Genomic DNA, 21,984 nt, shown 5'->3' on the forward strand with positions numbered 1-21,984 from the left:
TCATGATCTGCTTGCCGCGATCAGCAGATCGACGATCTCGCTGAAGCGCTCAAGGCTGAGCACGCCCTTGTGCATCTGCCCGTTGACGAAAAAGGTTGGCGTCGAATCCACCCCGAATCCGCGACCGGCTTCGGCCACCGACTGTACCTGCTGCACCAGCTCCTCATCCTGAAGGCAGGCTTCGAAGCTTGCGTCGTCCATGCCCGTCATGCCCATCACGGACTTCATCGCATTGGACCCGTCCGAAACCCGTGCCCAGCTATCCTGCGTCCTGTAGAGCAGGTCGATCGTGGCGTACCACTTGTCGTCGCCCATGCACCGGGCCAGCATGAAGCCGGCGGTCGAGCGCGGATCGAACGGGAACTCCCGCATGATGAAGCGCACCTGCCCGGTATCGACGTACTTCTCCTTGAAGGCCGGCCAGATATCGACATGGAACGTCCGGCAATGAGGGCACGTGAGCGAGGCGTACTCGATGACGGTGACGGGTGCGTCCTCGGCGCCGAAGCTCTTGTCCGGCAACGCGCCAGGCGCCAGCAAATCGTCTTGCGTCGGCTGGGCGAGGATCGCGCCGGGAAGCGCAACGGCCGCCCCGCTTGCGGATATCCCGATAAGAAACGTGCGTCGTTTCATGGAAGGTTCCTTTCATGAGCGCGGAGCCTAATATCTCCAGCCGCTAGAGATTCAAGAGGAAAGTTCAAACGGCCCGTGCGCTCGCGCTGCCTCGAACGAAGATCGGGGAGGGCGTCGCCACACGATCGTAAAGGTCGATAATGTCCTGGTTGATGAGGCGGACGCAGCCGCTGGAGACCGCCCGGCCGATAGTCCAGTATTCGGGCGAGCCATGCAGCCGGTAGAGGGTGTCCTGGCCGTTCTGGAAGATGTAGAGCGCCCGCGCGCCGAGCGGGTTGTCGAGGCCGGGCGGCTGGCCGCCGTTTTCCGCGCTGTACTGCTCCAGTTCGGGCTGACGTTCGATCATCTCGGCTGGCGGCGTCCAGACCGGCCACGGCCGCTTCCACTGGATGACGCCTTCGCCGGACCAGGTGAAGCCTTGCCGCCCGAGCCCCACGCCATACCGCATCGCCTTGCCGCCAGGCATGACGAGATAGAGGTAGTACGCAGAGGTATCCACGACGACCGTGCCCGGTCGCTCTCCCGTCGGATCGTCCACCAGCCGCCGATAGAAGCGCGGATCGACCCTTGTGAGATCCACCGCCGGTATCGGGAAATCCTCTTCCGGCATCGCCCGGTACATACGGACGAAGCTCGGATCTATGCCGGGCTTTTCAGGCGCCGGATCGACCGACTCCATGGCGGTGGTCGAGCAACCGGATGACGCGACTGCTGCCGTGGATGCGACCGCAGCGGTCAGGAATTGCCGTCGTGACAGCTCCAGGCGAGATAAATTGAACGTCAATGCTTCGCTCCCAATAGGATCGGTTTCCGTCGCTTTCGGCGGAAAGCGGCTGGCAGGGCGAAGTGCGATACCGATTGTGGGCGAGGGCGAATGGAGCCCCGCGCCGCGGTCACACCCCGTGCATCGAACTATTGGGGAGGTGGAACGAGAATGGAGACGAAGGCAGGCGGCGCCTGGCTCGGATGCGTTTCAATGGAAAGCCGGCCGGCATCTTTGACGCTTCCGCCCGTCCAGACGGCGATACCCTTGCACTGGTCATGGCAGGAAGGCGACGCATGCGCCGAAAGCGGCTGGGGCTCCTCGTCTGCCGGCTCCGGCAGATCTGTTCCAGGCCTCACCGTCTCGTCCAGCCAGACGGCGGTCCCGACAACCGGGCCAGGGCCGACCGCCGCAAAGGACGGAGTTCCGACATGGACAGCCAGGAACAGAATGACGATGAGGGCGAGGAAGCGGGACGGCACGATGCGTCTACTCCCTTGGAGAGTGCGGATCGGCCAGCGCGGCGCTCGGCCGGCTGATCGGCACCGACGTCAGCGACGTGCGTTTGGCCAGTGCGTTCTCGCCGCTGCGTTCGAGCAACGAGCGGAAGCTGGGATGCATGCCGCCGTCCAAATAGGAATGGGCGGACAAGGCAGTGCCGGTGGAGATGAGATTTTCCATGGCAAGCCGGTCGGCTTCCGCCCGGCTTGCGATCGCCGGATGGACCTCGTTGGCGACCGGCGGACAGGCCGCAAGCGGGTCGCGCGGCTCGCCGCCCTGGAACTCGGTGTCGAACACGTAGCGGCGGCCGCAATGGGAGACCTTCGGCTGGCTGCGCGTCACCTCGAACATATCGTAACCGCGCTTCAGGTCGCTCCAGAACGCGAAGTTCGGATCGTCGCGATGCTTGGCCATATTCTGCGGCGTCATGCGGAAGGGGAATGCCTGCACCTGAAAGGCTCCCTGGCCGCCCCTGAGCGCCTCGCGCGCGACCGCGTAAATCTCCGAGACGCCCTCGTCGGTCAGCGCATAGCAGCCCGACGACGAGCAGGCGCCATGCACCATCAGCGCATCGCCGCTGTAGCCGAGCGCGGCTTCCAGCCGGTTCGGGTAGCCGAGATTGAACGACAGGTAATACTGCGAGTTCGGATTCAGCATACCGGCACTGACATGGTAGAAGCCCTCCGGGGCCTGGCGGTCACCGCTCGTCGTCTTCGGCCCCAGCTTTCCGGACCATCGGCACATCGGATAGGTCTTGAGCAGCGCATACCGGCCGCTGCGGTCCTGCTTCCAGATCTCCAACTCGCTTTCCTGCTTGAAGATGCGGACAAGGATCGGCGCGGAAGGCGACATCGACTTCTTCGACATTTCCGCCAGCAGGGCAGCGGGTATCGGCTGCGTCGCCTTGTTGTCGACGGACAGCACGCTCGACACGCAACCGCTCAGCATGATCGCGAGCACGCCGACGGCTATCGTTTTCGCTGCATTCCACATTCTGTTGCTACTATGCCAAATCACACGGCTCCCTCCCCGGAGCGAAGTTTGAGTGTGCCGCTATCACAGTTAACGGTACGTTTCCTATGACATCTTCGCGAGCGACAGTACATCGCAGCCGGGCAATCTAGCGGACAGTCGCCGAAGTTCACTAAGATCATTCTAGGCAGCCCGCCGCCCTGTGAAAATCGAGAATCGAGAGTTCAAATGCCGCATTCGCTGGAGCAACTGAGCACGGATGAAACACGGGCACTGACGCGCAGCAGGTCGCGCAAAAATCTTGCGGTGATGGCACTGCTGACCGCCTTCGTGCTGGGCGTGTTTGCATTCAGTCTCATCCATATTCAGGCGGAAATGCGTCCCGTCCAACAAGACGTCCGATCGCAATAACGTCGTGATCACCGACGCTTGAGTGGCTGTAGACGCTCCACGATGAAAGAATGGGCTGCAGGGTGCCAACCGCGGTCCAGTTCATGCTGATACGTTTAGGGTCTTTTCTGGCTGCCGGTGCAGCGGCCTATCTGGTGCTTTCCGTTATTTTCTCGTTCGTCTGCCTCGGCCTCGGGCACAACACGATGGAGATGATGTACGGCGGAACGGCGCTATACGTTCTGACCCTCGCTGCGGCCGTCGAGGGTGCGTGGCTGCTGCCGGACGAGATCAGGAACTCGCCATCGGTAGCGAGGCTGACAAGGACATCCCATCGCACGGAGTATTGCCGGATATGCCGCGAAGCAGCACGTCAACCTTCGACGCACATCACGGGAGCGGCCCCCGACGGGGAACTCAATGCCCAGCTGCTGCTCGCTGATCGGGAGCGGACATAAGTGAGAACGGCGGGCTTTTACTCCTCGCGGACGGACCTCACCGCCTCGGCCAGCGGCTCCTTGCCTACGGCGCCTACGACGATGCGATCGCCTATGACGAACGATGGGGTTCCAGTCAGCCCAAGGCGCTGAGCGAGCTCAAGATTCGAAGCGATGACCGCCTCGATCTCGGGAGATTGCATCTCGATTTCGACATGCCCACGATCAAGACCCATTTCCTCCACCAACGCCAGCGCGCGCGCCGCGTTGGCCTGACCTTGCATACCCATTAGCCGCGCATGGAAATCGCTCGCGCTGGCGTCGTCACCCAAGCGCTTTACGGCAAGCGCGACTTTGGCCGCCTCGACGGATCCCGGACCCAATATAGGAAAGTCCTTCAGGACGACACGCAGTTGCGCGTCCTCCGTCAGCAACCCTTGGACGTCCGGAAACGCCCTTTTGCAGTAGCCGCAGTTGAAGTCGAAGAATTCGACAAGCGTCACATCGCCATCAGGATTGCCGAGGACGAGATCGGCGTCGCTCCTCAGCAGAGCGTCCTGCTCGGCCCGAATCGTCTCCGCCCGGGCTTCCTCCTGCGCCCTTTTCGAACGGTTCTCCAGCTCGATCAGCGCTTCCTCGATGATCTCGGGGTTTTCAAGAATGTACTCCCGAACGATCTTCTCGACCTGCGAGCGATCGAGCGACTCCGCCATCGCCGCCGGGGTTGCCATCAGGAGAAAGGCGATGGCTCGGACAAGCAAGGCACGCAACATCGTGGTTCTCATCGGATTCTCAACATGCTAGCTCCAGCCGCCGCCAAAGGTGCGATAGAATATGTGCGTGCCGATCTCCGTCATCCGCTCCATCGACTGTGCCCATTTCGGATGGACATAGGTTGCATTGTAATGTGTCGACGACGCCACCTCCGGCAGGAAAATCTTACCTGCGGTGACGGCCATCGCAACATCTTTTGCGAGCCGGTAGGCCCTCCGGTCGGTGATCACGTCAGGAATCCCGTCACACGCGAATGAAAATTGGCACCGGTTCAGCATGTGCTGGTTCTGGTAGACGACATCGCAAATGGTGTCTGGATAAGCCGGGTTCCTGACCCTGTTCAGTATCACCTGGGCAACGGCTGCCTGCCCCCTCAATTCCTCGCCGCGTGCCTCGAAATAGATGCCTGTCGCCAGGCATTTCTGCTCCGCGCCCGCGAAGACCATCGGCGGAAGCGGCACTCTCATCCACGAATGGTCACCTTCCGCCATGGGCGGAACGAAGCGGCCGACATCGTCTCGCCCTCCAAGTAGCGCATCGAAGGGAGTAGATGATGCATGGAACGGATCGCTTGGTGCATAGGCAGTCGCAAGAACGTCCGCACGGTCATTGTTGACGAGATCCGCAAGGACGGGAGGCACGCCCTCAAGTCGGTGCGAATCTGCACGATGAAGCATCGCCACTGCGTTCAGGACGTCCGGCGCCGCCTCCGGAAGGAAACCGCGCAGGCCGTTCGGAGCATCAAGTCGGTTCGAGAGGAGGGCGGTTACCAGTCTCGTTCCGTCGAAAGTGTCTCGCGCGGAATTTCCCGAGAGCCTTGCCATCTTACCCGATGCGATAGTCTGGCTCTGGATGGAGCCCTCCTTCGAGGCGCTGTCAGAGAAATCGCTGCTCCGGCTTGCGACCGGCGCGATCACGAACCTGTCCGATCCGGGCGCAGTTCCAAGTCTAAGCGTCCGCAGATGGGAACATGCATCCCCACCTGGAACGCTGCCATGGATTTTGAGAACGGTGCCGGACGCCAGTTCGGAACGCATGTCCTGGATGGCTGTCGGCGATGCGAACCCGAAGGTCAGCCAGCTTGCACAAAGGATTGCCACGATCCGACCTCGCCGGGCAATGGACATGGGTTTCGAGCTTTGGCTTTGCTGCAACGACAACGTTCGACCTCCTGCAGTGCGTCAGGAGTAAAATGAATTGTTAACCTTGATGATCGGTTAAGACGCGACGCTTCCGGCCTGTCGCGGCAAATGCCGGTTTGTCAAAGCCGACCTCGACGGGCTCCGCCTGCAATGTCGGCTTGATGCCTTCCCAGCCCGAAGCCGCGGCTATGAACGACGCATCAGGGGTTCTTCCGTCGTCCGCGAGCGCAAGGGAGGACATCGCGTTGCTTCCGGTCGAGACGCGCAGACTCTGATCCAGGGACTCACGAAACTCCCCGCAAATTCAGCGCCCGGATCAGCATCCGATAGCGAGCGCCCCGCACAGGGGCGGGGCGCTGGCCATCACTTCAGGTTCATGGCGCAATCGCCAGCGTGGCGAACCCGCCGCCACATCGCTACATCATCCTCTTCATCTCCGAATAGGCACCCGTGGCGCGGAGTGTCAGCGTCACGTCGGCGTCCGTCCGGTTTCGCCAGAACCATCCATGATTGCCGGTAAATGCTGCTTCGATCACGCCCGCCTGCTCCGGAACGCCGCGCCCCTGTTCGTAGGACACCTTCTGGCCCCTGTGCATTATTGGGACATAGATTCACGGTAGGAACCTGCTGGACGGTACCAACGCGGTCGGGCAACAAGCGACGCCATCCGGGACGTCCCTGAGGCAGGTCATTGCTTCTGAAACCAGACGCTGCAGGTGGCCGACGTCACCGCGACCTATCATACCGGCACGTCGCGACCGGAGCAGAATTTCGCGCATGCGGCGACAACTGCGGAAGCATCTTCACCAGCGCCCATCACGAGGGCTGAAGCACGATTTCGCTGCCACGGACGTCCTAGATGAAAAAGGCCCGGTACGGGAGAAAGGCCGCCTTCTTGCAGAATGCTTCCGTTGGAACGGGTACTGCCTGGAATCTGGAGCCATGCGCTATCGTCTCGATATCCGATGCACCAGATGACGGAATCGATCACCCGTTTCGATCCATCGGCAAAGAATGCGAGGCGGTCTTGTGAAGAGACTGAGCGTTTCGCGACGGCTACGCCCCTTCGTTCCAAGTCGTCAAGGCTCCGATCCCTGTCAGGAAAGGGGTCCGCGCGCCGCATCACGCGTCCTATCGTCGATTCGGGCCTTGCTCTCATCAAGCCCAATGTGTGCAGCCACCACCATGTACTCTGGCCCAGAATGCGCTCGGGAAACAGACGGCGGCTGCGTCCAGCCGCAAGCACCACTTCATGGGTCAAAGCCAGCTCGGCTGCGATGTCGCGTCCGCTTGCTCCATCTCCGACAATAAGGACCATGCCAAGCGGGAGATCACTGGGATTGTGATAACTTTCCGGTGTTAGTTGCTTGACTGCGCTGTCGAAGCCGGCAGCAATCGTTGGGATTATCGGTTTCTGAAACGCACCCGTCGCGACGATCACTGCCTTCGCTACTATGTACCTGCCATCGTCGAGTTGCGCGGCGAACCGCTCATCGGCCCGGCGTTCGAGCCGAGCCACACCATTTCCGGAATGCACCGGTAGGTCGAAATGGCTGGCGTAGGTTTCGAGATAATTCGCAAACTCGTCTCGCGTTGGATAGCCTTCTGGGTCCCCATCGAGCGCAAGACCAGGCAGCGAACTAAATGCGCGCGGAGTGAACAGGGTCAGGGAATCGTAGCGATGGCGCCAACTGTCGCCGACGCGGGCATGGCGATCGACGATTTGGAATGAAAGCTCTGGTCGGGCAAGATAATAGCCGGCTGCGAGTCCCGCTTGACCCGCGCCGATCACTAGAACGTCTATTTCCTCCGAACCATGGCTCACGGATAGCTGGCGAGGGCTTCTGTTCATGCAGCCTTTGCTTTGCCTTTTACCAGAATGCTCTCCATCAGCAAAAGCCCTACCCCACAGACAATCGCCACGTCGGCAAGATTGAAGGCGGGCCAATGATAGCTGCCGATGTAAAAATCCAGGAAATCCGTCACGGCACCCTGCCGGAGCCGGTCGAGCAGATTGCCGAGCGCCCCCCCAACCACGAGCCCGAGGGCGGATGCCGTCAGGCGGCTGTCGCTTCGATGGATCCAGATAAGGAGGCCGGCGACTATAGCGAGCGGGAACGCCATCAGGAGCCAAACCGGCGCCTGGCCGAACAATCCGAAGCTCACGCCGGTGTTAAAGCCGAGCACGAGATTAAAGAAGCCGGTGACGGGAATGACCTGAGGTGGATTCATAACATGGTCCATGACCCACCACTTCGTCGCCTGATCAATGAAAAACCCGCCAAGGGCGAGTGGAAGGCCGAGCCTGAGCATGTCCGAATGTCCTTTAAACTCCGGCTTAGCCGATCCGACCGAGGGCCGGGAACGTCTGGAGCAGCCATATTGCAAAGCTAGAGAGATGGCCGGTGATCATGGCGATGCCCATCACCACCATCACCCCACCAGCGACGATTTTGAGCACCCGGCCGGTGCGGCGCATCGACATCATCCGCGCCATGAACCCGCGCATGAATAAAGCCGCCAAGATGAAAGGGAGGCCAAGGCCCAGGGAATAGACGGCGAGCAGCGTCGTTCCGCTTGCAACCGTGGCGTTGGCAGCGGAGAGGGTCAGAATCGCACCTAGCACTGGTCCGATGCAGGGAGTCCAGCCGAACGCAAAAGCGAGACCCAGGAGATAAGCGGCCCCAGCGCTTCCGCTGCCCGGATTGGCATGGAACCGGGCTTCACGATTGAGCCAGGGCATTGGTACGAGGCCGGTCGTGAATAGGCCGAAGACGATAACGATCCCTCCGCCAATCAGGTTCGCTTCGAAAAGATACATGCGCAAGAGCCGGCTCAACACGGTGGCGCTGGCCCCAAGGATGACAAACACGGTCGTGAAGCCGAGCACGAAGCAGAGGCTGAGGCCGAGAGTTCGGCCCGCTGCCCTGAATTCTGTATCGGCCGCAATTCCGTCCGGGCTAATCGTGCGGCCTGCAACGTAGGAAATATAGCCCGGCACCAGCGGCAGAACGCAGGGCGACAGGAAGGATATAACGCCAGCGGCGAAAGCCGTCGCCATTCCGATACTGGAGAACTCCATCAGCCAATCTCGCCCACTAGACGGCGGAGCTTCTGCAAGCGAATCTCACGCGGCTCGTGCATGTCGAGCGTGCCGACGAATTGGCTCTCGGCATCCATCATGTAGACGCCTGCGGTGTGATCCATCGTGTATTCGCCCCCCTCCAGAGGCACTTTTCGCGCGTAGGCCGCAAAGGCCTTCACCACGGCGTCCGTTTCCTGTCGATTTCCCCGCAATGCGAGGATGCGATCATCAAAGGCTGTCATGTATTGAGCCAGCAGCTCTTGGCTGTCTCGTTCGGGATCGACGGTGAAGAACAGTACGTTGAACTGGTCGGCCACCGGCCCGAGCTCGTTCATGAGATCGCTGAGTTCGTAGAGCGTCGTCGGACACACATCGGGACAATGGGTGAAGCCGAAGAAGGCGAGATAAGGCTTTCCAGCAAGCGCGGCATTGTCGATCGTCCCGCCTTGATGCGATGTGAGCTGGAACGGGCCGCCGATAGCTGCGATGCCTGTCGAAGACGCGACCGCCGCATTTTGCTGCTGCCAAGGCTTGGACACTGACAAGCCGATGAAAAGCCCACCGACAGCGGCGACGGCAACCCATGCAACAAGACGGAAAAGTTTGACGCCGCTCATTGGACAGCCTCTCCGTGCCCGTCATGTTCGTTCGCAAATTCCGGACGAGCACCCATGTTCTGCACAGCGAACTCAACGTCGATGGTACCGGCCTGCTCGAACACCAGTGTTGCGGCAAACCGCTCCCCTTCCTTCAAAGGACGCGATGGCTTCAAAAACATGATGTGTATACCGCCAGGTTGAAGTTCGACCGTCTTGCCAGCCCCAATTTCGATGCCATTTTGCACCGGCCTCATGCTGGCAACCCCGTCGATCACGGTCGACTCGTGGATTTCCGCCCGTTCTGACAGAGGTGATGAGATCGAAACCAGACGGTCGGCCATACCGCCATCGTTCGTTAGCGTCAGATAGCCGCCGGCTACCGGCGCGACCGGCGGAGTCGCGCGCGACCACGGATGATTGATGGTGATCGAACCGGCTTGGAAGTCGTGACCAACGGCAGGAGAGATCAATACCGCAAGGGTAAGGAAGGCGGCGGATAGGGCTCGTGAACTAATCATGTTGATTAACTTTCTCTCCAGCTTCCCCGGCCTTTTCAAGAATTTCCAAGCCGCTTCTGACAACGACAACAACCACGCCCAGGCCGATGATCAGATCCGGGTAGGGCGAATTGAAAAGGATTACGGCCAGACCCGAAAGCGCGATGGCTGAGTTCACGAGCATGTCGTTTGTCGTGAAAATCCATGAGGCTTGCAGATGCACGCCGCCTTCCCGATGAGAATTCAGGAACCACATGCAGACCATATTCGTAAGCGCGCTCGCGATTGCCACGGCAATCATGACCGGCCCTATCGGATCGGAGCCAGTGAAGAAGCGACGACCGACTTCAAATAGAAGAAGACCAGCGAAAACCATCAGAAGGATACCCGACAGCCGGGCAACTCGAACCTTCGCCGCCAAACCGCGACCTACGACGAAAAGGCTAATAGCGTAGACACCGGCATCGCCAAGATTATCGAGTGCAGAGCCCATCAATCCTGTTGACTGAGCCCACCACCCTAATCCCCCCACAATGGCTGCCTGGGCCGTATTGATCGCAAGCACCCATGCGAGCGCCCATTGTTCGCTCTTCTCGGATGAAGTGGCACTGCCCTTGGACTGATTACTCATAAATTACACCTCGGCTTTCTTGGCGAGAAGTGGAAGCCGCGACCTGCCTTCGCGCACTGCTTGGGCTCATTTGTCGCGGGTGCCGCGCCAGGTCAGCAGGCGCAGCGCATTGGCTGTAACGAGGACCGTAGCGCCCGTATCGGCGAGAATCGCCATCCAGAGCGTGGTAATGCCGAATAGAGTCGTCACGAGGAAGACGGCCTTCAGACCAAGCGCTATGGCGATATTTTGCCAAATATTGCCGAGTGTCGCCTGTGACAACCCGATGAGATCGGCAACACCCGTCACCCGGTTTCTGAGCAGCGCGGCATCTGCGGTCTCCAGAGCAACGTCGGTGCCTGCACCCATGGCAACGCCAACGGAAGCGGCTGCGAGCGCCGGCGCGTCATTGATACCGTCTCCCACCATGGCGATCGGGCCATTAGCTTTGAGGCGACCGATCTCGGCGAGCTTGGCGTCGGGCAACAATTCGGCGCTTGCCTCAAGGCCAAGATGGGCCGCAATGGCGTCGGCCGTGCGCTTGTTGTCGCCGGTCAGCATCAGTGGCCGCACACCTCGATCTGTCAGCCGCTTCACACCTTCGATAGCGTCGTCGCGCGGTTCGTCGCGCAACGCGATCAATCCCTCGATGGTCTTGCCCTTTATAAGCACGACGACCGTCTTGCCCTGGCTCTCCAGTGTGGTGATCGTCTCGGCAATGTTCTCTTCGAGGGCAGCCTGTTCGGCGGCATGACGGGGAGACCCGACCGAAGCGAAGCCGTCCTTCAACCGCGCTGTGACCGCTTTGCCGGGTGTGGCAACGCCGCCCCCGAAGGTGACGGGCAGTTCGAGCCCCCGCACTTTTGCCGCCTCCACGATTGCAACCCCGAGAGGATGGCTGGTGCTGCGCTCGACGGCCGCTGCAATGGCAAGGACGGCGTTCTCGTCCCCATTGATCGGCACAATGTCCGTCACCTGGGGATGGCCACGCGTCAGCGTTCCTGTCTTGTCGAAGGCAACAGTTACGACCTTACCGAGTATTTCCAGTGCCGCGCCCCCCTTAATCAGCAATCCCTGACGCGCGCCGGCGGCAAGACCCGAGGCAATAGCCGCCGGCGTGGAAATCACGAGCGCGCAGGGGCAAGCAATCAGCAACGTCGCAAGACCCCGATATACCCATGTCATCCAGTCACCGCCGAAGGCGAGCGGCGGCACCACGACGATCAGAGCCGCGACGACCATAGCGCCAGGCGTATACCAGCGGCTGAAACGGTCGATCATACGCGCCGTCGGGGCCTTTGATTCCTGAGCTTCCTCGACCATGTGGATGATGCGGGCAATGGTATTGTCGGCCGCGACATGACTGATCGACACTCGCAACTCGCCATTTGCATTGATGCTGCCGGCATAGACGTTTGCGCCGGCTTCTTTAAGCACGGGCATGGATTCGCCTGTCACGGGCGCCTCATCGACCTCAGATGCACCATCAATCACCGTGCCGTCAGACGGCACACGGTCCCCAGGCCGAACAACGACGACATCACCAATAGCCAACTCTTCGGCAGCGACCTGCTCAATGACACCATCACGCTCGCGGAACGCGACCCGGGGCACGAGATCGATCAGCGCTTCAATGCCTGCCCGCGCACGGCCTGCCGCCACGGTTTCAAGCAGCTCGCCCACTGCGAACAGGAAGATCACGACAGCAGCTTCTTCGGCCTCGCCGATGGCGACCGCGCCGAGTGCCGCGACCGTCATCAACGTCTCGATGGTGAAGGGTGAGCCGGACATCGCACCGGCGACCGCCCGCCGCGCGAACGGGATAACGCTGATCAGGGCCGCACCTGAATAGAGCCATTGCTCCCAATCCGGCAGGATACGCGCAATGGCGAAGGCAAGCATGAACAGTGCGCCGGTCAGCAGTACAAGCCGACCCTTGCTGCCTTTCCACCACGCCTCTGTGATGCGCTTCGGAGGCGGCCCCCCCTTCGTCTCAGCCTGCTCGATCACTGGCGTGTACCCGAGCGCTCGGATCTTTTGCTCAATAGTGCCGAGGGCCGTCCGGTCTTCATCGAGTTGCAATGCTAGCGTCTCGTTGGCGTAGCTGACATTGATGTCGCTAACGCCCGGCAGGCGTTGCATCGCCGTCTCGATTTTCAATGCGCACGAGGCGCAGTCCATGCCTTCTATACGCAGTCTGTAAGGGCTCGCTGCCGCCATGGTGTCACCTCGATGGTTTAATGTGACACCGCAGATAGACCCTGTAGCAACTATAGGGTCAAGAGTGGACTTCGTTTATTTGATTTCGCGCTGCGATCCACGTGCAAATTCGCGGTACAACTTCATTAAGGAGCCTTGACCCTGTAGTGGGTACAGGGTGCAGAAATAGTTGAATGCAAAGGTAAATGGAGCGAAGCGAAACGATGGCGAAAGGGAGTGCTATGACCACCGGGGCGGGCACGACTGCAAATACCTGGGCGTTCGTCTTCTCGGCATGGCTCATTGCGCTTGCCGCCTCGCTCAGCGCTCTCTTCATTGGTGAGGTCATGGGACAGACGCCGTGCAATCTGTGCTGGCATCAGCGCGCTTTCATGTTTCCGCTGGCGGTCATTCTGGCTGTCGCTAGCTTTCGAGGTGATGCCAGCGTTTCCCGGTACGGACTTCCACTGGCTGCCCTAGGTGCCGCCATCGCTGCATTCCACTCCCTCCTTTATGCGAGGATCCTTCCAGCAGCCATCGAGCCTTGTACACAAGACGGCCCGTCATGTTCTGGCGTCGAGATGACGGTCCTTGGCATTTTGCCGCTCCCTTACCTATCGCTCGCCGCCTTTGGGAGCATCGCTCTTCTTCTCGTTCTCGCGCACCGGAGACGTTCAACATGACCAGACGGTCCATCGTACTTCTCACTGGCCTTGTCGCACTGATTGTCTTTGCAGGCGGTGCCTTTATCTACGACCGGTACGGCGGCCTCTCGGCACAGCCCGTTGCACCGGCGCAAGGTGATGCGTTGGTCAGGGCGCATTCACCCGTAATCGGCCCAGCGGATGCGCCGGTGACGATCGTGGAATTCTTTGATCCGTCCTGCGAGGCGTGCCGAGCTTTCTATCCAGCCGTTAAGCAGATCATGGCGAATTTCCCTGCCGAGACGCGCCTGGTCATCCGATACGCGCCCTTCCATGACGGATCTGACGAAGCCGTCAGGATTCTGGAAACAGCCCGTCTTCAGGACAGATACGAACCGATACTGGAAGCCCTGCTGGCGCGACAGCCGGAATGGGCCGTGCATGGTGCACCCGATCTCGAGAAAGCCTGGGAAATCGTGGCGGCGGCTGGGTTGGATGTTGAGCAGGCACGGCGTGAGATGTCCTCGGCCGAGATTGACGCCGTTCTTGAGCAGGATATGGCCGATGTTCAGAGCAATAATGTGCGCCAGACACCGACCTTTTTCGTGAATGGCAGGCCGCTGGAATCCTTCGGACCGCAGCAACTCCACGACCTGGTGCGTGAAGAGGTGGAGAGCGCCAGAGCGGCGCACTAGGCGAGCCATCGAGATCGACAAACGTCCAAATAGAACCTACATGACCCTGTATACGCTATAGGGTCATAAAATGAACTCTTCAATTCTGACGATCGGTCATCTTGCAAGGCAAACCGGTACCAAGGTCGAAACGATCCGCTTTTACGAGAAGAACGGTCTACTGCCCGAGCCCTCGCGTACCGAAGGCAATTATCGGGCGTACGAGCCAGACCATCTGAACCGGCTGAGCTTTATCCGCCGGGCACGTGACCTGGGCTTCTCGCTCGACCAGATCAGAGCGCTTCTCACGCTATCCGACAATCGCGGACAATCCTGCGCAGCAGTTGATGCCATCGCTAGCGAACATCGTGCAGAGGTCGAAAAGAAGATCACTGATCTCATGGCGCTCAAGGCCGAACTCGACAGAATGATCGACCAGTGCGAGTGCGGCATCGTCGACGATTGCCGGATCATTGAAACCCTGTCGCCGAAATGATCGGAGGTCCATGCAGCTTTGCCGACGATCCATGTCTTGATCGACTGCAATTGGTAGGTCGTTCGACATCTTCCGCTTGGAAGGGTTGGCTGCTGAAAGCGGCCTTTCCGCTTTCCACCCCATGGAGGTCATCGGATCCAAGTCATGCCAAGGCCTCATGGGCTTCCCGCTGACGATATTCGGCAACGATTCTTGAGACGGTTGGCTCGCTCACGTCATAGAGCCGCGCCATCTCGGCGCCGGACTTGCGCCCCGCAACAACGGATTCGGCGATCTCACGCCGTTTCTTATCGTCAAGTTTGCGCCGCCGACCACCGAGCCGCCCTTCCAACCGCGCCTGCGCTAGCCCTGCGCTAGTCCGCTCGCGGATCATGGCGCGCTCGAACTCGGCGAATGAGCCGACCATCTGCATCATCATGCGGCCTGCCGGTGTCGTCGTGTCGATCGCTTCGGTCAGCGACCTGTCGCTTGGCACTTAATTGCAAGAATGCGACCGTTGCGTTCATTTTTGGCAGCTAATTATGAGAATGATCGGGCTGGGATTCTCAAATTAACTGCAAAAGAATTACCTCTCAGGTCGCGCGATTTGGGCATTCGTAGCCGAGCCACAGCAGATACGGCTCCCGCGTATCTCGAGCGCTCGATTCTCACATTACCTGCAACGGTCGCAGCACGATTATCAAATTAAGTGCTCATTCTCAAATTACGTGCAAAGCTAAACCTCTGATATCATTGCTTTTGCATTCTCAAAATTAACTGCCAAGCGACACCGGTGCGCGAGACGCGCCGCCTGACCCGGCTCCTGACCGACCGCATCGAGACCGTCGATCCCGGTTTCGGCATCGAGCTCATGACGCTGACCGCAACACTGGCCGATCCGCTCCGTGCTCGCCAGACTATTTCCTCGCTGGTCGAGCCGGAAGAGCCGGACATTTCTGACCTCATCGACGTCATCGCCAACCGCCTGGGATCGAGCCGTCTTTATCGCTTCGCTCCGGTGGAGAGCGACGTTCCAGAGCGTTCCGTCAAGCGCGTGGCGCCGACCGCGCCAGATGATGGGGCAAGCTGGCCTGGCGAGTGGCCGCGTCCGTCTCGCCTGCTCTCGCCGCCTGAGCCGATCGACACCATGGCACTGCTGCCGGACAACCCGCCCGTCTGGTTCACCTGGCGCGGCATCCGGCGCCGCGTCGCCCGCGCCGACGGCCCCGAACGGATTTTTGGCGAATGGTGGCTGCGCGAGGCGGAGACGCAATCGGTGCGGGACTATTTTCGCGTCGAGGACGAGGGCGGTGAGCGGTTCTGGATCTATCGCGCCGGCGACGGCGAGGATCCGGCGACCGGCTCGCACAAGTGGTTCCTGCACGGGATCTTCGCATGAGCTCCCCGCGCTACGCCGAACTGCAGGTCACCTCGCACTTTTCCTTCTTGCGCGGCGCAAGCTCCTGCGACGAGTTGTTCGCACAGGCGGCGCTACTCGGTATCGAGGCGCTCGCCGTGGTCGACCGCAACAGTCTCGCCGGCGTGGTGCGCGCGCACGAGGCGGCGAAGACGACCGGCGTGCGCCTTGTCGTCGGCTGCCGCCTCGATCTCGCCGATGGCACGTCGCTGCTCGTCTATCCCAAGAACCGGGCGGCCTATGGCCGCCTGTGTCGCCTTTTGTCATTGGGCAAATCGCGCGGCGGCAAGGGTCTCTGCCATCTCGAATGGGCCGATGTCGTCGCCTATGGTGAGGGTCTGATCGCGGTCCTCCTGCCCGACGTCGCCGACGATCTCTGCGCCATGCAGTTGCGCCGCTTGCGCGAGGTGTTCGGGACGAACGCCTACGTCGCCCTCACCTTGCGCCGGCGCCCCAACGACCAGCTGCGCATTCACGAACTCGCCAATCTGGCGACGCAGATGCGGGTGCCGAGCGTGGTGACGAACGATGTTCTATTTCATCATCCCGAGCGTCGGGTGCTGCAGGACGTCGTCACCTGCATCCGGCACAACATCACCATCGACGATGCCGGCTTCCGGCGCGAGCGCCACGCCGATCGGCACCTGAAGCCGCCCGAGGAAATGCATCGGCTGTTCAGCCGCTATCCCGATGCGCTGGCGCGGACGGTGGCGATCGCCGAGCAATGCCGCTTCTCGCTTGAAGAGCTCGCCTACCAATATCCCGAAGAAAAAACCATGCCGGGGCTCACCGCGCAGCAGGCGCTCGAAAAGCTCACCTGGGAAGGGGCGGCGCGCCGCTATCCCGAAGGCGTGCCGGACAAGGTGGTGGGCCTCCTCAAGCACGAGCTCGGCCTGATCGAGACGCTGCGCTACGCGCCCTATTTCCTCACGGTGAACGCCATCGTGGCCTTCGCGCGGTCGAAGGACATTCTCTGCCAGGGTAGGGGGTCCGCGGCCAACTCGGCGGTCTGCTATGTGCTGGGCATCACCAGCATCGATCCGGACCGCAACAATCTGCTGTTCGAGCGCTTCGTCAGCCAGGAGCGCAGGGAGCCGCCCGACATCGATGTCGACTTCGAGCATGAGCGGCGCGAGATCGTCATGCAGTGGGTCTACGAGACCTATGGCCGCGACCACAGTGCGCTCTGCTCGACAGTGGTGCGCTATCACACCAAAGGCGCCGTGCGCGACATCGGCAAGGCGCTTGGCTTGTCGGAAGACGTCACCAAGCTGCTCTCCTCGCAGGTCTGGGGCCACGGCGAGGGCATCGACGAGACCCGCGCCCGCGAGCTCAATCTCAACCTCGCCGACCGCCGGCTCACACTCACCCTCGAACTGGCGCGGCAGCTCGAAGGCACGCCACGGCACCTGTCGCAGCATCCGGGCGGATTCGTGCTGACGCATGATCGTCTCGACGAGCTGGTGCCGATCGAGCCGGCCCGCATGGTCGACCGCCAGGTCATCGAATGGGACAAGGACGATATCGACATCCTCAAATTCATGAAGGTCGACGTTCTCGCCCTCGGCATGCTCACCTGCATGAAGCGCAGCTTCGATCTTCTCGCCGAGCACAAGGGCGTCACCCTCGACCTCGCCACCATCCCGGCCGAGGATCCCGCGACCTATGCGATGATCCGCAAGGCGGACACGATCGGGGTCTTCCAGATCGAAAGTCGGGCGCAGATGTCCATGCTGCCGCGCATCAAGCCGCGAACCTTCTACGATCTGGTCGTCGAGGTGGCGATCGTCCGGCCCGGGCCGATCCAGGGCGACATGGTCCATCCCTATCTGCGCCGACGGGAGGGCAGGGAGCCGGTCGACTTCCCGACGCCCGAGCTTGAGCGCGTGCTCGGCAAGACGCTGGGTGTACCGCTGTTCCAGGAGCAGGCGATGCAGGTCGCCATGGTCTGCGCCGGCTTTTCCGCTGGCGAGGCCGACCAGCTGCGCCGCGCCACGGCTACGTTCAAACATACGGGTGGCGTCTCGAAATTCCGCGACAAGCTGATCGGGGGCATGATCGCTAACGGCTACACGGCGGATTTCGCGGCCAACACCTTCAAGCAACTCGAGGGTTTTGGCAGCTACGGCTTTCCCGAAAGCCACGCCGCCAGCTTTGCACTGATCGCCTACGCCTCATCCTGGATGAAATGCCACCATCCCGATGTGTTCTGCGCGGCGCTGCTCAACTCGCAGCCCATGGGCTTTTATCTGCCGGCACAGATCGTGCGCGACGCGATCACCCACGGCGTCGAAATCCGCCCGGTCTGCATCCACATGAGCCGCTGGGACTGTACGCTCGAGCCCGTCGGCGAAGACGGTCATTTCGCGGTGCGTCTTGGCATGCGCCTGGTGAAGGGTCTCGCCAATGAGGACGCGGCAGCGATTGTCGCGGCCCGCGGCGACGAGCCTTTCACGTCGGCCGACGATCTCTGGCATCGCGCCGGCGTGCCGGCCGCATCGCTGGTGCAGCTCGCCGAGGCCGACGCTTTCCGCCCGTCACTCGGCTTGGCGCGGCGCGAAGCGCTGTGGGCGCTCAAGGGCCTGCATGACGATCCGCTGCCGCTCTTTGCCGCCGCGTCGCAGCGCGAGCGGCGCACCATCATCGAACGCATCGAACCGGCTGTCGCGTTGCGACCCATGGTGACCGGCCGCGAGGTCGTCGAGGACTATGGCCATGTCGGCCTGACCCTGCGCGAGCATCCGGTGGCGTTCCTGCGCGCCGGTCTCGCTCGCCGCCGTATCGTCTCCTGCGCCGAAGCTATGTCGGCACGCGACGGACGCTGGCTCGAAGCTGCGGGCCTCGTCCTCGTCCGGCAGCGGCCGGGCTCGGCCAAGGGCGTGATGTTCGTCACCATGGAAGACGAAACCGGCGCCGCCAACATCGTCGTGTGGGTGAAGGTGTTCGAGAAGTTCCGGCGCACGATGCTGTCGGCTTCGATGCTGGCCGTGCGGGGGCGCATCCAGCGGGAGGGCGACGTCGTCCACCTCGTCGCCAATACCGTTACCGATCTCTCGGCCGAGCTCGCCAGCGTCGGCAATCGCAATGCGGCCTTTCCGCTGCCGCACGGACGGGGAGACGAAGCGCATCACGGTGGGCATGGGATCGACCCGCGCAGCCTGCCGAAAGGATTCCGGCCGCGCGATATGATCGATCCCACGCTCAAGGTCGAACCGATACAGATCAAGACACGCGACTTCCGGTGATGCACGGCGCGGCCAACACCCAACCGCTCTCGTTATGCCCAGCCGCGCTAGGTCGATGGCGTCCAGGCTGGCCCAAGCACGACCACGGAATTCTCGACATCCGCTTCCTCCCGCCAGCGCAAAGCCCCGCCGACGGTAATCCCATCAACATGCCTCACATCGCCGAAACGATAAAAGCCCTGCGCGAGATGCTCCGCTTGGCCGCGCCGTACCGAGCTCAGGCCCCAGTCGTCCCAGAAGGTCTCGGTTCGAACTGCCAGATTGATGGCGCCCAATTGCCGGACGCTCGGATACGCGATTGTCGAGACGGCAGGCAACTTGGCGAAAATGCCCATCGCAACATAGGATGATAATTCGTAGTCGTCGTCGCGGTTCGTCAGGCACTGCAACAGGAATGAATCGGTGATCAGCAACGCCTTGGCCTCGTCCGGCGTGCATGCGTTGAGAAGATTCGACAGATGATGTGACGCATCGCCGGCGAGAAAACCTCGGCCGGTGCGTTGAACCTGCAAAAGCTCCCCCAGAGGTGCAATCCGGACGCGACGGCCTTCGTGGATAACGAATTCGGCGAGCATCATGGGATGGCTCGAGCCACCCTCCGGCGCGTGATGCAGCACCTCCTGGAACGCCGTATCAGGCCGATCGGCCAAATAAAGCACCTGGAAGCCCGCCGAGTTGGCACGGCCGATCCTGGCGGGCACGCCCTTGCGCCAGATCACCTCATCCACCGATCCGGGGATCTCATCGGGGCCTAGCAGCCGAGCGCGGCGGAAACGCCAGCCCGAGCCCCAATCCATGGAGACGACGGGGTGGGCGGCAATGAGCCGGTCAAGCAGGGCTCGTCTTTCCGCTTCCGGCAGTGACGCGAAACCGGCGAGCGCCGGAACGAGTTCGCGCAGGGGAATAGGCGGATGTGCCTCTGTGAGCGTGCGCGGCATACGAGATCTCGCGAGAGCGTCGGCTCACTTTGAACCGGAAACGGGCTTGGCACCGAGGTGACTTGCCGAACTGAACGTGTATTCGCCGCCGAAATTCAGCCGGGGCGCTTCGACCTTGAGATCGGAATTCGGATAGCGACGCCGCAACTCCTCGCCAACCGCAAAACAGAAACCTGGTTCGTCATTGGGGACATGGTACACGCCGCGGGCCTTCAACATGCTTTCGACGCTGTCCGCCTTGTGACGCACTTCGATCTCTTTCCGTTTCGACACGACTGTTCCTTTCTTCAGGCCCGGGCTGCACGCAAGACCAAATCTACTTCGCACCCTCTCGGATCATCTCGACCTCAAGCGATCCCTCTGGCAGCGGGCGCAGCAGCTCGGCCTGTGGCCTGGTGAGGTAGAGCCAGGCCGCCCAGTCTTGCGGGCGCAGCACGACGACCTGCCGGTCGTGGTAGGGGGCGATGTCAGGACCCGGCGACGTCGTCAGCATGGTGAAGCTCACCGGCTGATTGCCCTCGGCTTCGCGCCAAAGGCCCGCTATCGCGAGGAACGGCGCGCCGGTCAGCGTGAACCGATACTGGGTCTTTGGGTATTTCGTACCGACATATTCGAAGAAACCCGACGCCGGGATCAGACAGCGTCCGCTCTTTGAGAAATCCCGGCCTTCCGATCGGAAGTTGAACACCGGCCCGCCCTTCGGCCGGCCGGGAGGAAAGCCGAAATTCATCTGCGCGAGCTCGACGCCGTTGCCGGCGGCGCGCATCACCGGCGCCATGTCGTTGATCCGCACCATGTCCGATTGTGGCAGGTCGAGCTCGGTCTGCTCGGTCGGGATACCGAGTTCCAGATCCTGCATCATCCGGGTGTATTCAACCCAGCGGACATGTTGCTCATAGGCGTTGCACATGTCGTTACTGTGCCACGATATGCGGCGGATTTCGAGCTTGGCCGGGTCTGGTGGATCGGACGCTCACCCGACCGTCCGATCAGTCCGACCGCGAGAACGACATACGCCGGCCCAGCGGCCGCACCCTTGTGGCGACCGCGGCCATGATCGGATCGCTGAGGTCTTTTTCCACGACCTCCATCGTGTCGGTTGCGGCCACGGCAAAGCGCGGACCGCCCGCCCTCTCTATCGCCGTCCGCAGCCGGGAGACGAAGGCTTCCGGTCCGGCCGAAGTCGAGAACGCCACTGGATGAACCGGCGTCTTCAGATCGTCGACATCGATGACGGCGTGGTAGGACCCCGACTGTCGATAGTCCTCCCAGCGCAGGCCCCGTACGCGCTCTACCGGAAATCTGTCTCCACGCGGCAAGGTGACGGTCCCCGCGTCATAGTCGACCCGCACGCCACACTGTCTGAAGGTGCTGTCGGTCATGATCGGCCGTTCGCGATAGGCCCGGATCGCACCAATGGCCTACCTGATTCCGAGCCAGGCAATGACGCACGCAGCCAGCCAGACCCACCAGGGCTGGCTTGCATAGGCCGCGGCGATATCGTCCCAGTCAAAGCTCATCGAATCCCCATCCGTCATCGACAGCGGCGTGGCCGATCGATCAAACGTGTTCGTACGTGTTGCGCTTTGGGTCATGGTAATCTCAAACTGGCGTGCTGGCGAGCATCTGGGGCGGCCTCCTCTCGGAGCCGGGCTGTCGGCAGAGCCGAAGCCCCGGCGGGGCCGGGTCTTCGCCCTGACGGGCATCCATCCCTGCCGCGTGCGGGGTGTCCGGTGAAACAGGACGGGGCCATGCTTGCTGTGATGGGGAGATGGATCGAGCGCCGGCGGGCGATCCGCCGCCGCTGGCAGGCGGACGCGCGTGCGCTTGTTGATCTCGATGTCGTCGATGCCTACTACGAGGCCCAGCTGTCGCTTGGCAGTTAATTGGGTTCTTCCTCACTTTGTGTGGAGCGGTGGCAGCATTCGTGCCCTCAGCAGTTCAGGACCTGCCCTGCCGTACATTGCGCGCTTGAGTGTCTTGAGGCGG

The 21,984-nt window shown here is 61.5% G+C and carries 27 protein-coding genes and 1 pseudogene; 8 read left to right on the plus strand and 20 right to left on the minus strand.

Annotated features, from left to right (window positions below):
• The 4 genes from V1479_RS21550 to V1479_RS21565 all read right to left on the minus strand — a co-directional run bounded on the left by V1479_RS21550 (position 1) and on the right by V1479_RS21565 (position 2,890).
• Complete coding sequence (locus V1479_RS21550; protein ID WP_368804694.1) at positions 1 to 633, minus strand: DsbA family protein; 633 nt, start codon at positions 631 to 633, stop codon at positions 1 to 3.
• A gap of 64 nt (positions 634 to 697) precedes the next feature.
• The gene (locus tag V1479_RS21555; RefSeq protein WP_368804695.1) at positions 698 to 1,417 is read right to left on the minus strand and encodes a L,D-transpeptidase; all 720 of its coding nucleotides are present in this window, start codon (positions 1,415 to 1,417) and stop codon (positions 698 to 700) included.
• Positions 1,418 to 1,545: 128 nt separating this feature from the next.
• Complete coding sequence (locus V1479_RS21560; protein WP_368804696.1) at positions 1,546 to 1,878, minus strand: hypothetical protein; 333 nt, start codon at positions 1,876 to 1,878, stop codon at positions 1,546 to 1,548.
• A 7-nt stretch (positions 1,879 to 1,885) separates the two neighbouring features.
• Positions 1,886 to 2,890: a hypothetical protein gene (locus V1479_RS21565; RefSeq protein ID WP_368804697.1), complete on the minus strand. Its 1,005-nt coding sequence runs from the start codon at positions 2,888 to 2,890 to the stop codon at positions 1,886 to 1,888.
• 207 nt (positions 2,891 to 3,097) lie between these two features.
• Here V1479_RS21565 and V1479_RS21570 point away from each other — a divergent pair, with 207 nt between their 5' ends.
• Positions 3,098 to 3,280 (plus strand): hypothetical protein, encoded by a 183-nt coding sequence (locus tag V1479_RS21570; RefSeq protein WP_368804698.1) that lies wholly within the window; start codon positions 3,098 to 3,100, stop codon positions 3,278 to 3,280.
• 83 nt (positions 3,281 to 3,363) lie between these two features.
• Positions 3,364 to 3,717, plus strand: coding sequence for a hypothetical protein (locus V1479_RS21575; protein WP_368804699.1), 354 nt, complete (start codon positions 3,364 to 3,366; stop codon positions 3,715 to 3,717).
• Positions 3,718 to 3,734: 17 nt separating this feature from the next.
• Here V1479_RS21575 and V1479_RS21580 read toward each other — a convergent pair whose 3' ends face one another.
• The 10 genes from V1479_RS21580 to V1479_RS21625 all read right to left on the minus strand — a co-directional run bounded on the left by V1479_RS21580 (position 3,735) and on the right by V1479_RS21625 (position 12,623).
• Positions 3,735 to 4,481 carry a DsbA family protein gene (locus tag V1479_RS21580; protein WP_368804700.1) on the minus strand — a complete coding sequence of 249 codons (747 nt, stop codon included), beginning with the start codon at positions 4,479 to 4,481 and terminating at the stop codon, positions 3,735 to 3,737.
• Positions 4,482 to 4,496: 15 nt separating this feature from the next.
• Positions 4,497 to 5,570: a cell wall hydrolase gene (locus tag V1479_RS21585; RefSeq protein ID WP_368804701.1), complete on the minus strand. Its 1,074-nt coding sequence runs from the start codon at positions 5,568 to 5,570 to the stop codon at positions 4,497 to 4,499.
• Between the two features lie 458 nt (positions 5,571 to 6,028).
• Entirely contained in the window at positions 6,029 to 6,190 is a 162-nt protein-coding gene (locus V1479_RS21590) for a hypothetical protein (protein ID WP_368804702.1), read from the minus strand.
• Positions 6,191 to 6,351: 161 nt separating this feature from the next.
• On the minus strand, positions 6,352 to 7,464 hold the full coding sequence (locus tag V1479_RS21595) for a flavin-containing monooxygenase (protein WP_368804703.1): 1,113 nt from the start codon (positions 7,462 to 7,464) through the stop codon (positions 6,352 to 6,354).
• The gene (lspA, locus tag V1479_RS21600; RefSeq protein ID WP_009452631.1) at positions 7,461 to 7,925 is read right to left on the minus strand and encodes a signal peptidase II; all 465 of its coding nucleotides are present in this window, start codon (positions 7,923 to 7,925) and stop codon (positions 7,461 to 7,463) included. Before lspA ends, V1479_RS21595 begins: the two co-directional genes overlap by 4 nt.
• A 25-nt stretch (positions 7,926 to 7,950) precedes the next feature.
• A complete protein-coding gene (locus V1479_RS21605; protein WP_497831763.1) occupies positions 7,951 to 8,673 on the minus strand; it encodes a cytochrome c biogenesis CcdA family protein in 723 nt (240 codons plus the stop codon).
• A 20-nt stretch (positions 8,674 to 8,693) separates the two neighbouring features.
• Positions 8,694 to 9,314, minus strand: a complete 621-nt coding sequence (locus V1479_RS21610) for an SCO family protein (RefSeq protein WP_009452629.1) — start codon at positions 9,312 to 9,314, stop codon at positions 8,694 to 8,696.
• Positions 9,311 to 9,814: a copper chaperone PCu(A)C gene (locus tag V1479_RS21615; RefSeq protein ID WP_009452628.1), complete on the minus strand. Its 504-nt coding sequence runs from the start codon at positions 9,812 to 9,814 to the stop codon at positions 9,311 to 9,313. Before V1479_RS21615 ends, V1479_RS21610 begins: the two co-directional genes overlap by 4 nt.
• Complete coding sequence (locus V1479_RS21620) at positions 9,807 to 10,424, minus strand: cation efflux transmembrane domain-containing protein (RefSeq protein WP_368804704.1); 618 nt, start codon at positions 10,422 to 10,424, stop codon at positions 9,807 to 9,809. Before V1479_RS21620 ends, V1479_RS21615 begins: the two co-directional genes overlap by 8 nt.
• A gap of 66 nt (positions 10,425 to 10,490) precedes the next feature.
• Complete coding sequence (locus V1479_RS21625; RefSeq protein ID WP_368804705.1) at positions 10,491 to 12,623, minus strand: heavy metal translocating P-type ATPase; 2,133 nt, start codon at positions 12,621 to 12,623, stop codon at positions 10,491 to 10,493.
• A 221-nt stretch (positions 12,624 to 12,844) separates the two neighbouring features.
• On the opposite strand from V1479_RS21625, the gene V1479_RS21630 reads away from it, so the two are divergent.
• From V1479_RS21630 to V1479_RS21640, 3 genes are all read left to right on the plus strand, one after another.
• Positions 12,845 to 13,285 carry a disulfide bond formation protein B gene (locus V1479_RS21630; RefSeq protein ID WP_024706423.1) on the plus strand — a complete coding sequence of 147 codons (441 nt, stop codon included), beginning with the start codon at positions 12,845 to 12,847 and terminating at the stop codon, positions 13,283 to 13,285.
• Entirely contained in the window at positions 13,168 to 13,941 is a 774-nt protein-coding gene (locus tag V1479_RS21635; protein ID WP_438620783.1) for a DsbA family protein, read from the plus strand. Before V1479_RS21630 ends, V1479_RS21635 begins: the two co-directional genes overlap by 118 nt.
• Before the next feature lie 70 nt (positions 13,942 to 14,011).
• A complete protein-coding gene (locus V1479_RS21640; protein ID WP_009452623.1) occupies positions 14,012 to 14,416 on the plus strand; it encodes a MerR family transcriptional regulator in 405 nt (134 codons plus the stop codon).
• 142 nt (positions 14,417 to 14,558) lie between these two features.
• Here V1479_RS21640 and V1479_RS21645 read toward each other — a convergent pair whose 3' ends face one another.
• Complete coding sequence (locus V1479_RS21645; protein WP_438620784.1) at positions 14,559 to 14,891, minus strand: recombinase family protein; 333 nt, start codon at positions 14,889 to 14,891, stop codon at positions 14,559 to 14,561.
• Positions 14,892 to 15,179: 288 nt separating this feature from the next.
• On the opposite strand from V1479_RS21645, the pseudogene V1479_RS21650 reads away from it, so the two are divergent.
• Both V1479_RS21650 and V1479_RS21655 read left to right on the plus strand, forming a co-directional pair.
• Positions 15,180 to 15,794: pseudogene (locus tag V1479_RS21650) on the plus strand (DUF6504 family protein); the annotation flags it as partial.
• Complete coding sequence (locus V1479_RS21655; RefSeq protein ID WP_173194996.1) at positions 15,791 to 19,057, plus strand: error-prone DNA polymerase; 3,267 nt, start codon at positions 15,791 to 15,793, stop codon at positions 19,055 to 19,057. The pseudogene V1479_RS21650 and the gene V1479_RS21655, both read left to right, overlap by 4 nt.
• A 47-nt stretch (positions 19,058 to 19,104) precedes the next feature.
• Here the strand turns inward: V1479_RS21655 and V1479_RS21660 are convergent, their stop codons facing one another.
• From V1479_RS21660 to V1479_RS21680, 5 genes are all read right to left on the minus strand, one after another.
• The gene (locus tag V1479_RS21660; protein ID WP_173194995.1) at positions 19,105 to 19,785 is read right to left on the minus strand and encodes an RES family NAD+ phosphorylase; all 681 of its coding nucleotides are present in this window, start codon (positions 19,783 to 19,785) and stop codon (positions 19,105 to 19,107) included.
• Positions 19,786 to 20,019: 234 nt separating this feature from the next.
• Entirely contained in the window at positions 20,020 to 20,268 is a 249-nt protein-coding gene (locus V1479_RS21665; RefSeq protein WP_173194994.1) for a hypothetical protein, read from the minus strand.
• Positions 20,269 to 20,311: 43 nt separating this feature from the next.
• Entirely contained in the window at positions 20,312 to 20,905 is a 594-nt protein-coding gene (locus tag V1479_RS21670) for an SOS response-associated peptidase (protein WP_173194993.1), read from the minus strand.
• 79 nt (positions 20,906 to 20,984) lie between these two features.
• Positions 20,985 to 21,377 (minus strand): hypothetical protein, encoded by a 393-nt coding sequence (locus V1479_RS21675; protein ID WP_173194992.1) that lies wholly within the window; start codon positions 21,375 to 21,377, stop codon positions 20,985 to 20,987.
• 39 nt (positions 21,378 to 21,416) lie between these two features.
• Positions 21,417 to 21,590, minus strand: coding sequence for a hypothetical protein (locus V1479_RS21680; RefSeq protein ID WP_173194991.1), 174 nt, complete (start codon positions 21,588 to 21,590; stop codon positions 21,417 to 21,419).
• 156 nt (positions 21,591 to 21,746) lie between these two features.
• Here V1479_RS21680 and V1479_RS21685 point away from each other — a divergent pair, with 156 nt between their 5' ends.
• The gene (locus tag V1479_RS21685; protein WP_280515888.1) at positions 21,747 to 21,881 is read left to right on the plus strand and encodes a hypothetical protein; all 135 of its coding nucleotides are present in this window, start codon (positions 21,747 to 21,749) and stop codon (positions 21,879 to 21,881) included.
• Positions 21,882 to 21,984: the final 103 nt, after the last annotated feature.

This window comes from Neoaquamicrobium sediminum, assembly GCF_040970315.1.
Taxonomy (GTDB): domain Bacteria; phylum Pseudomonadota; class Alphaproteobacteria; order Rhizobiales; family Rhizobiaceae; genus Aerobium; species Aerobium sediminum.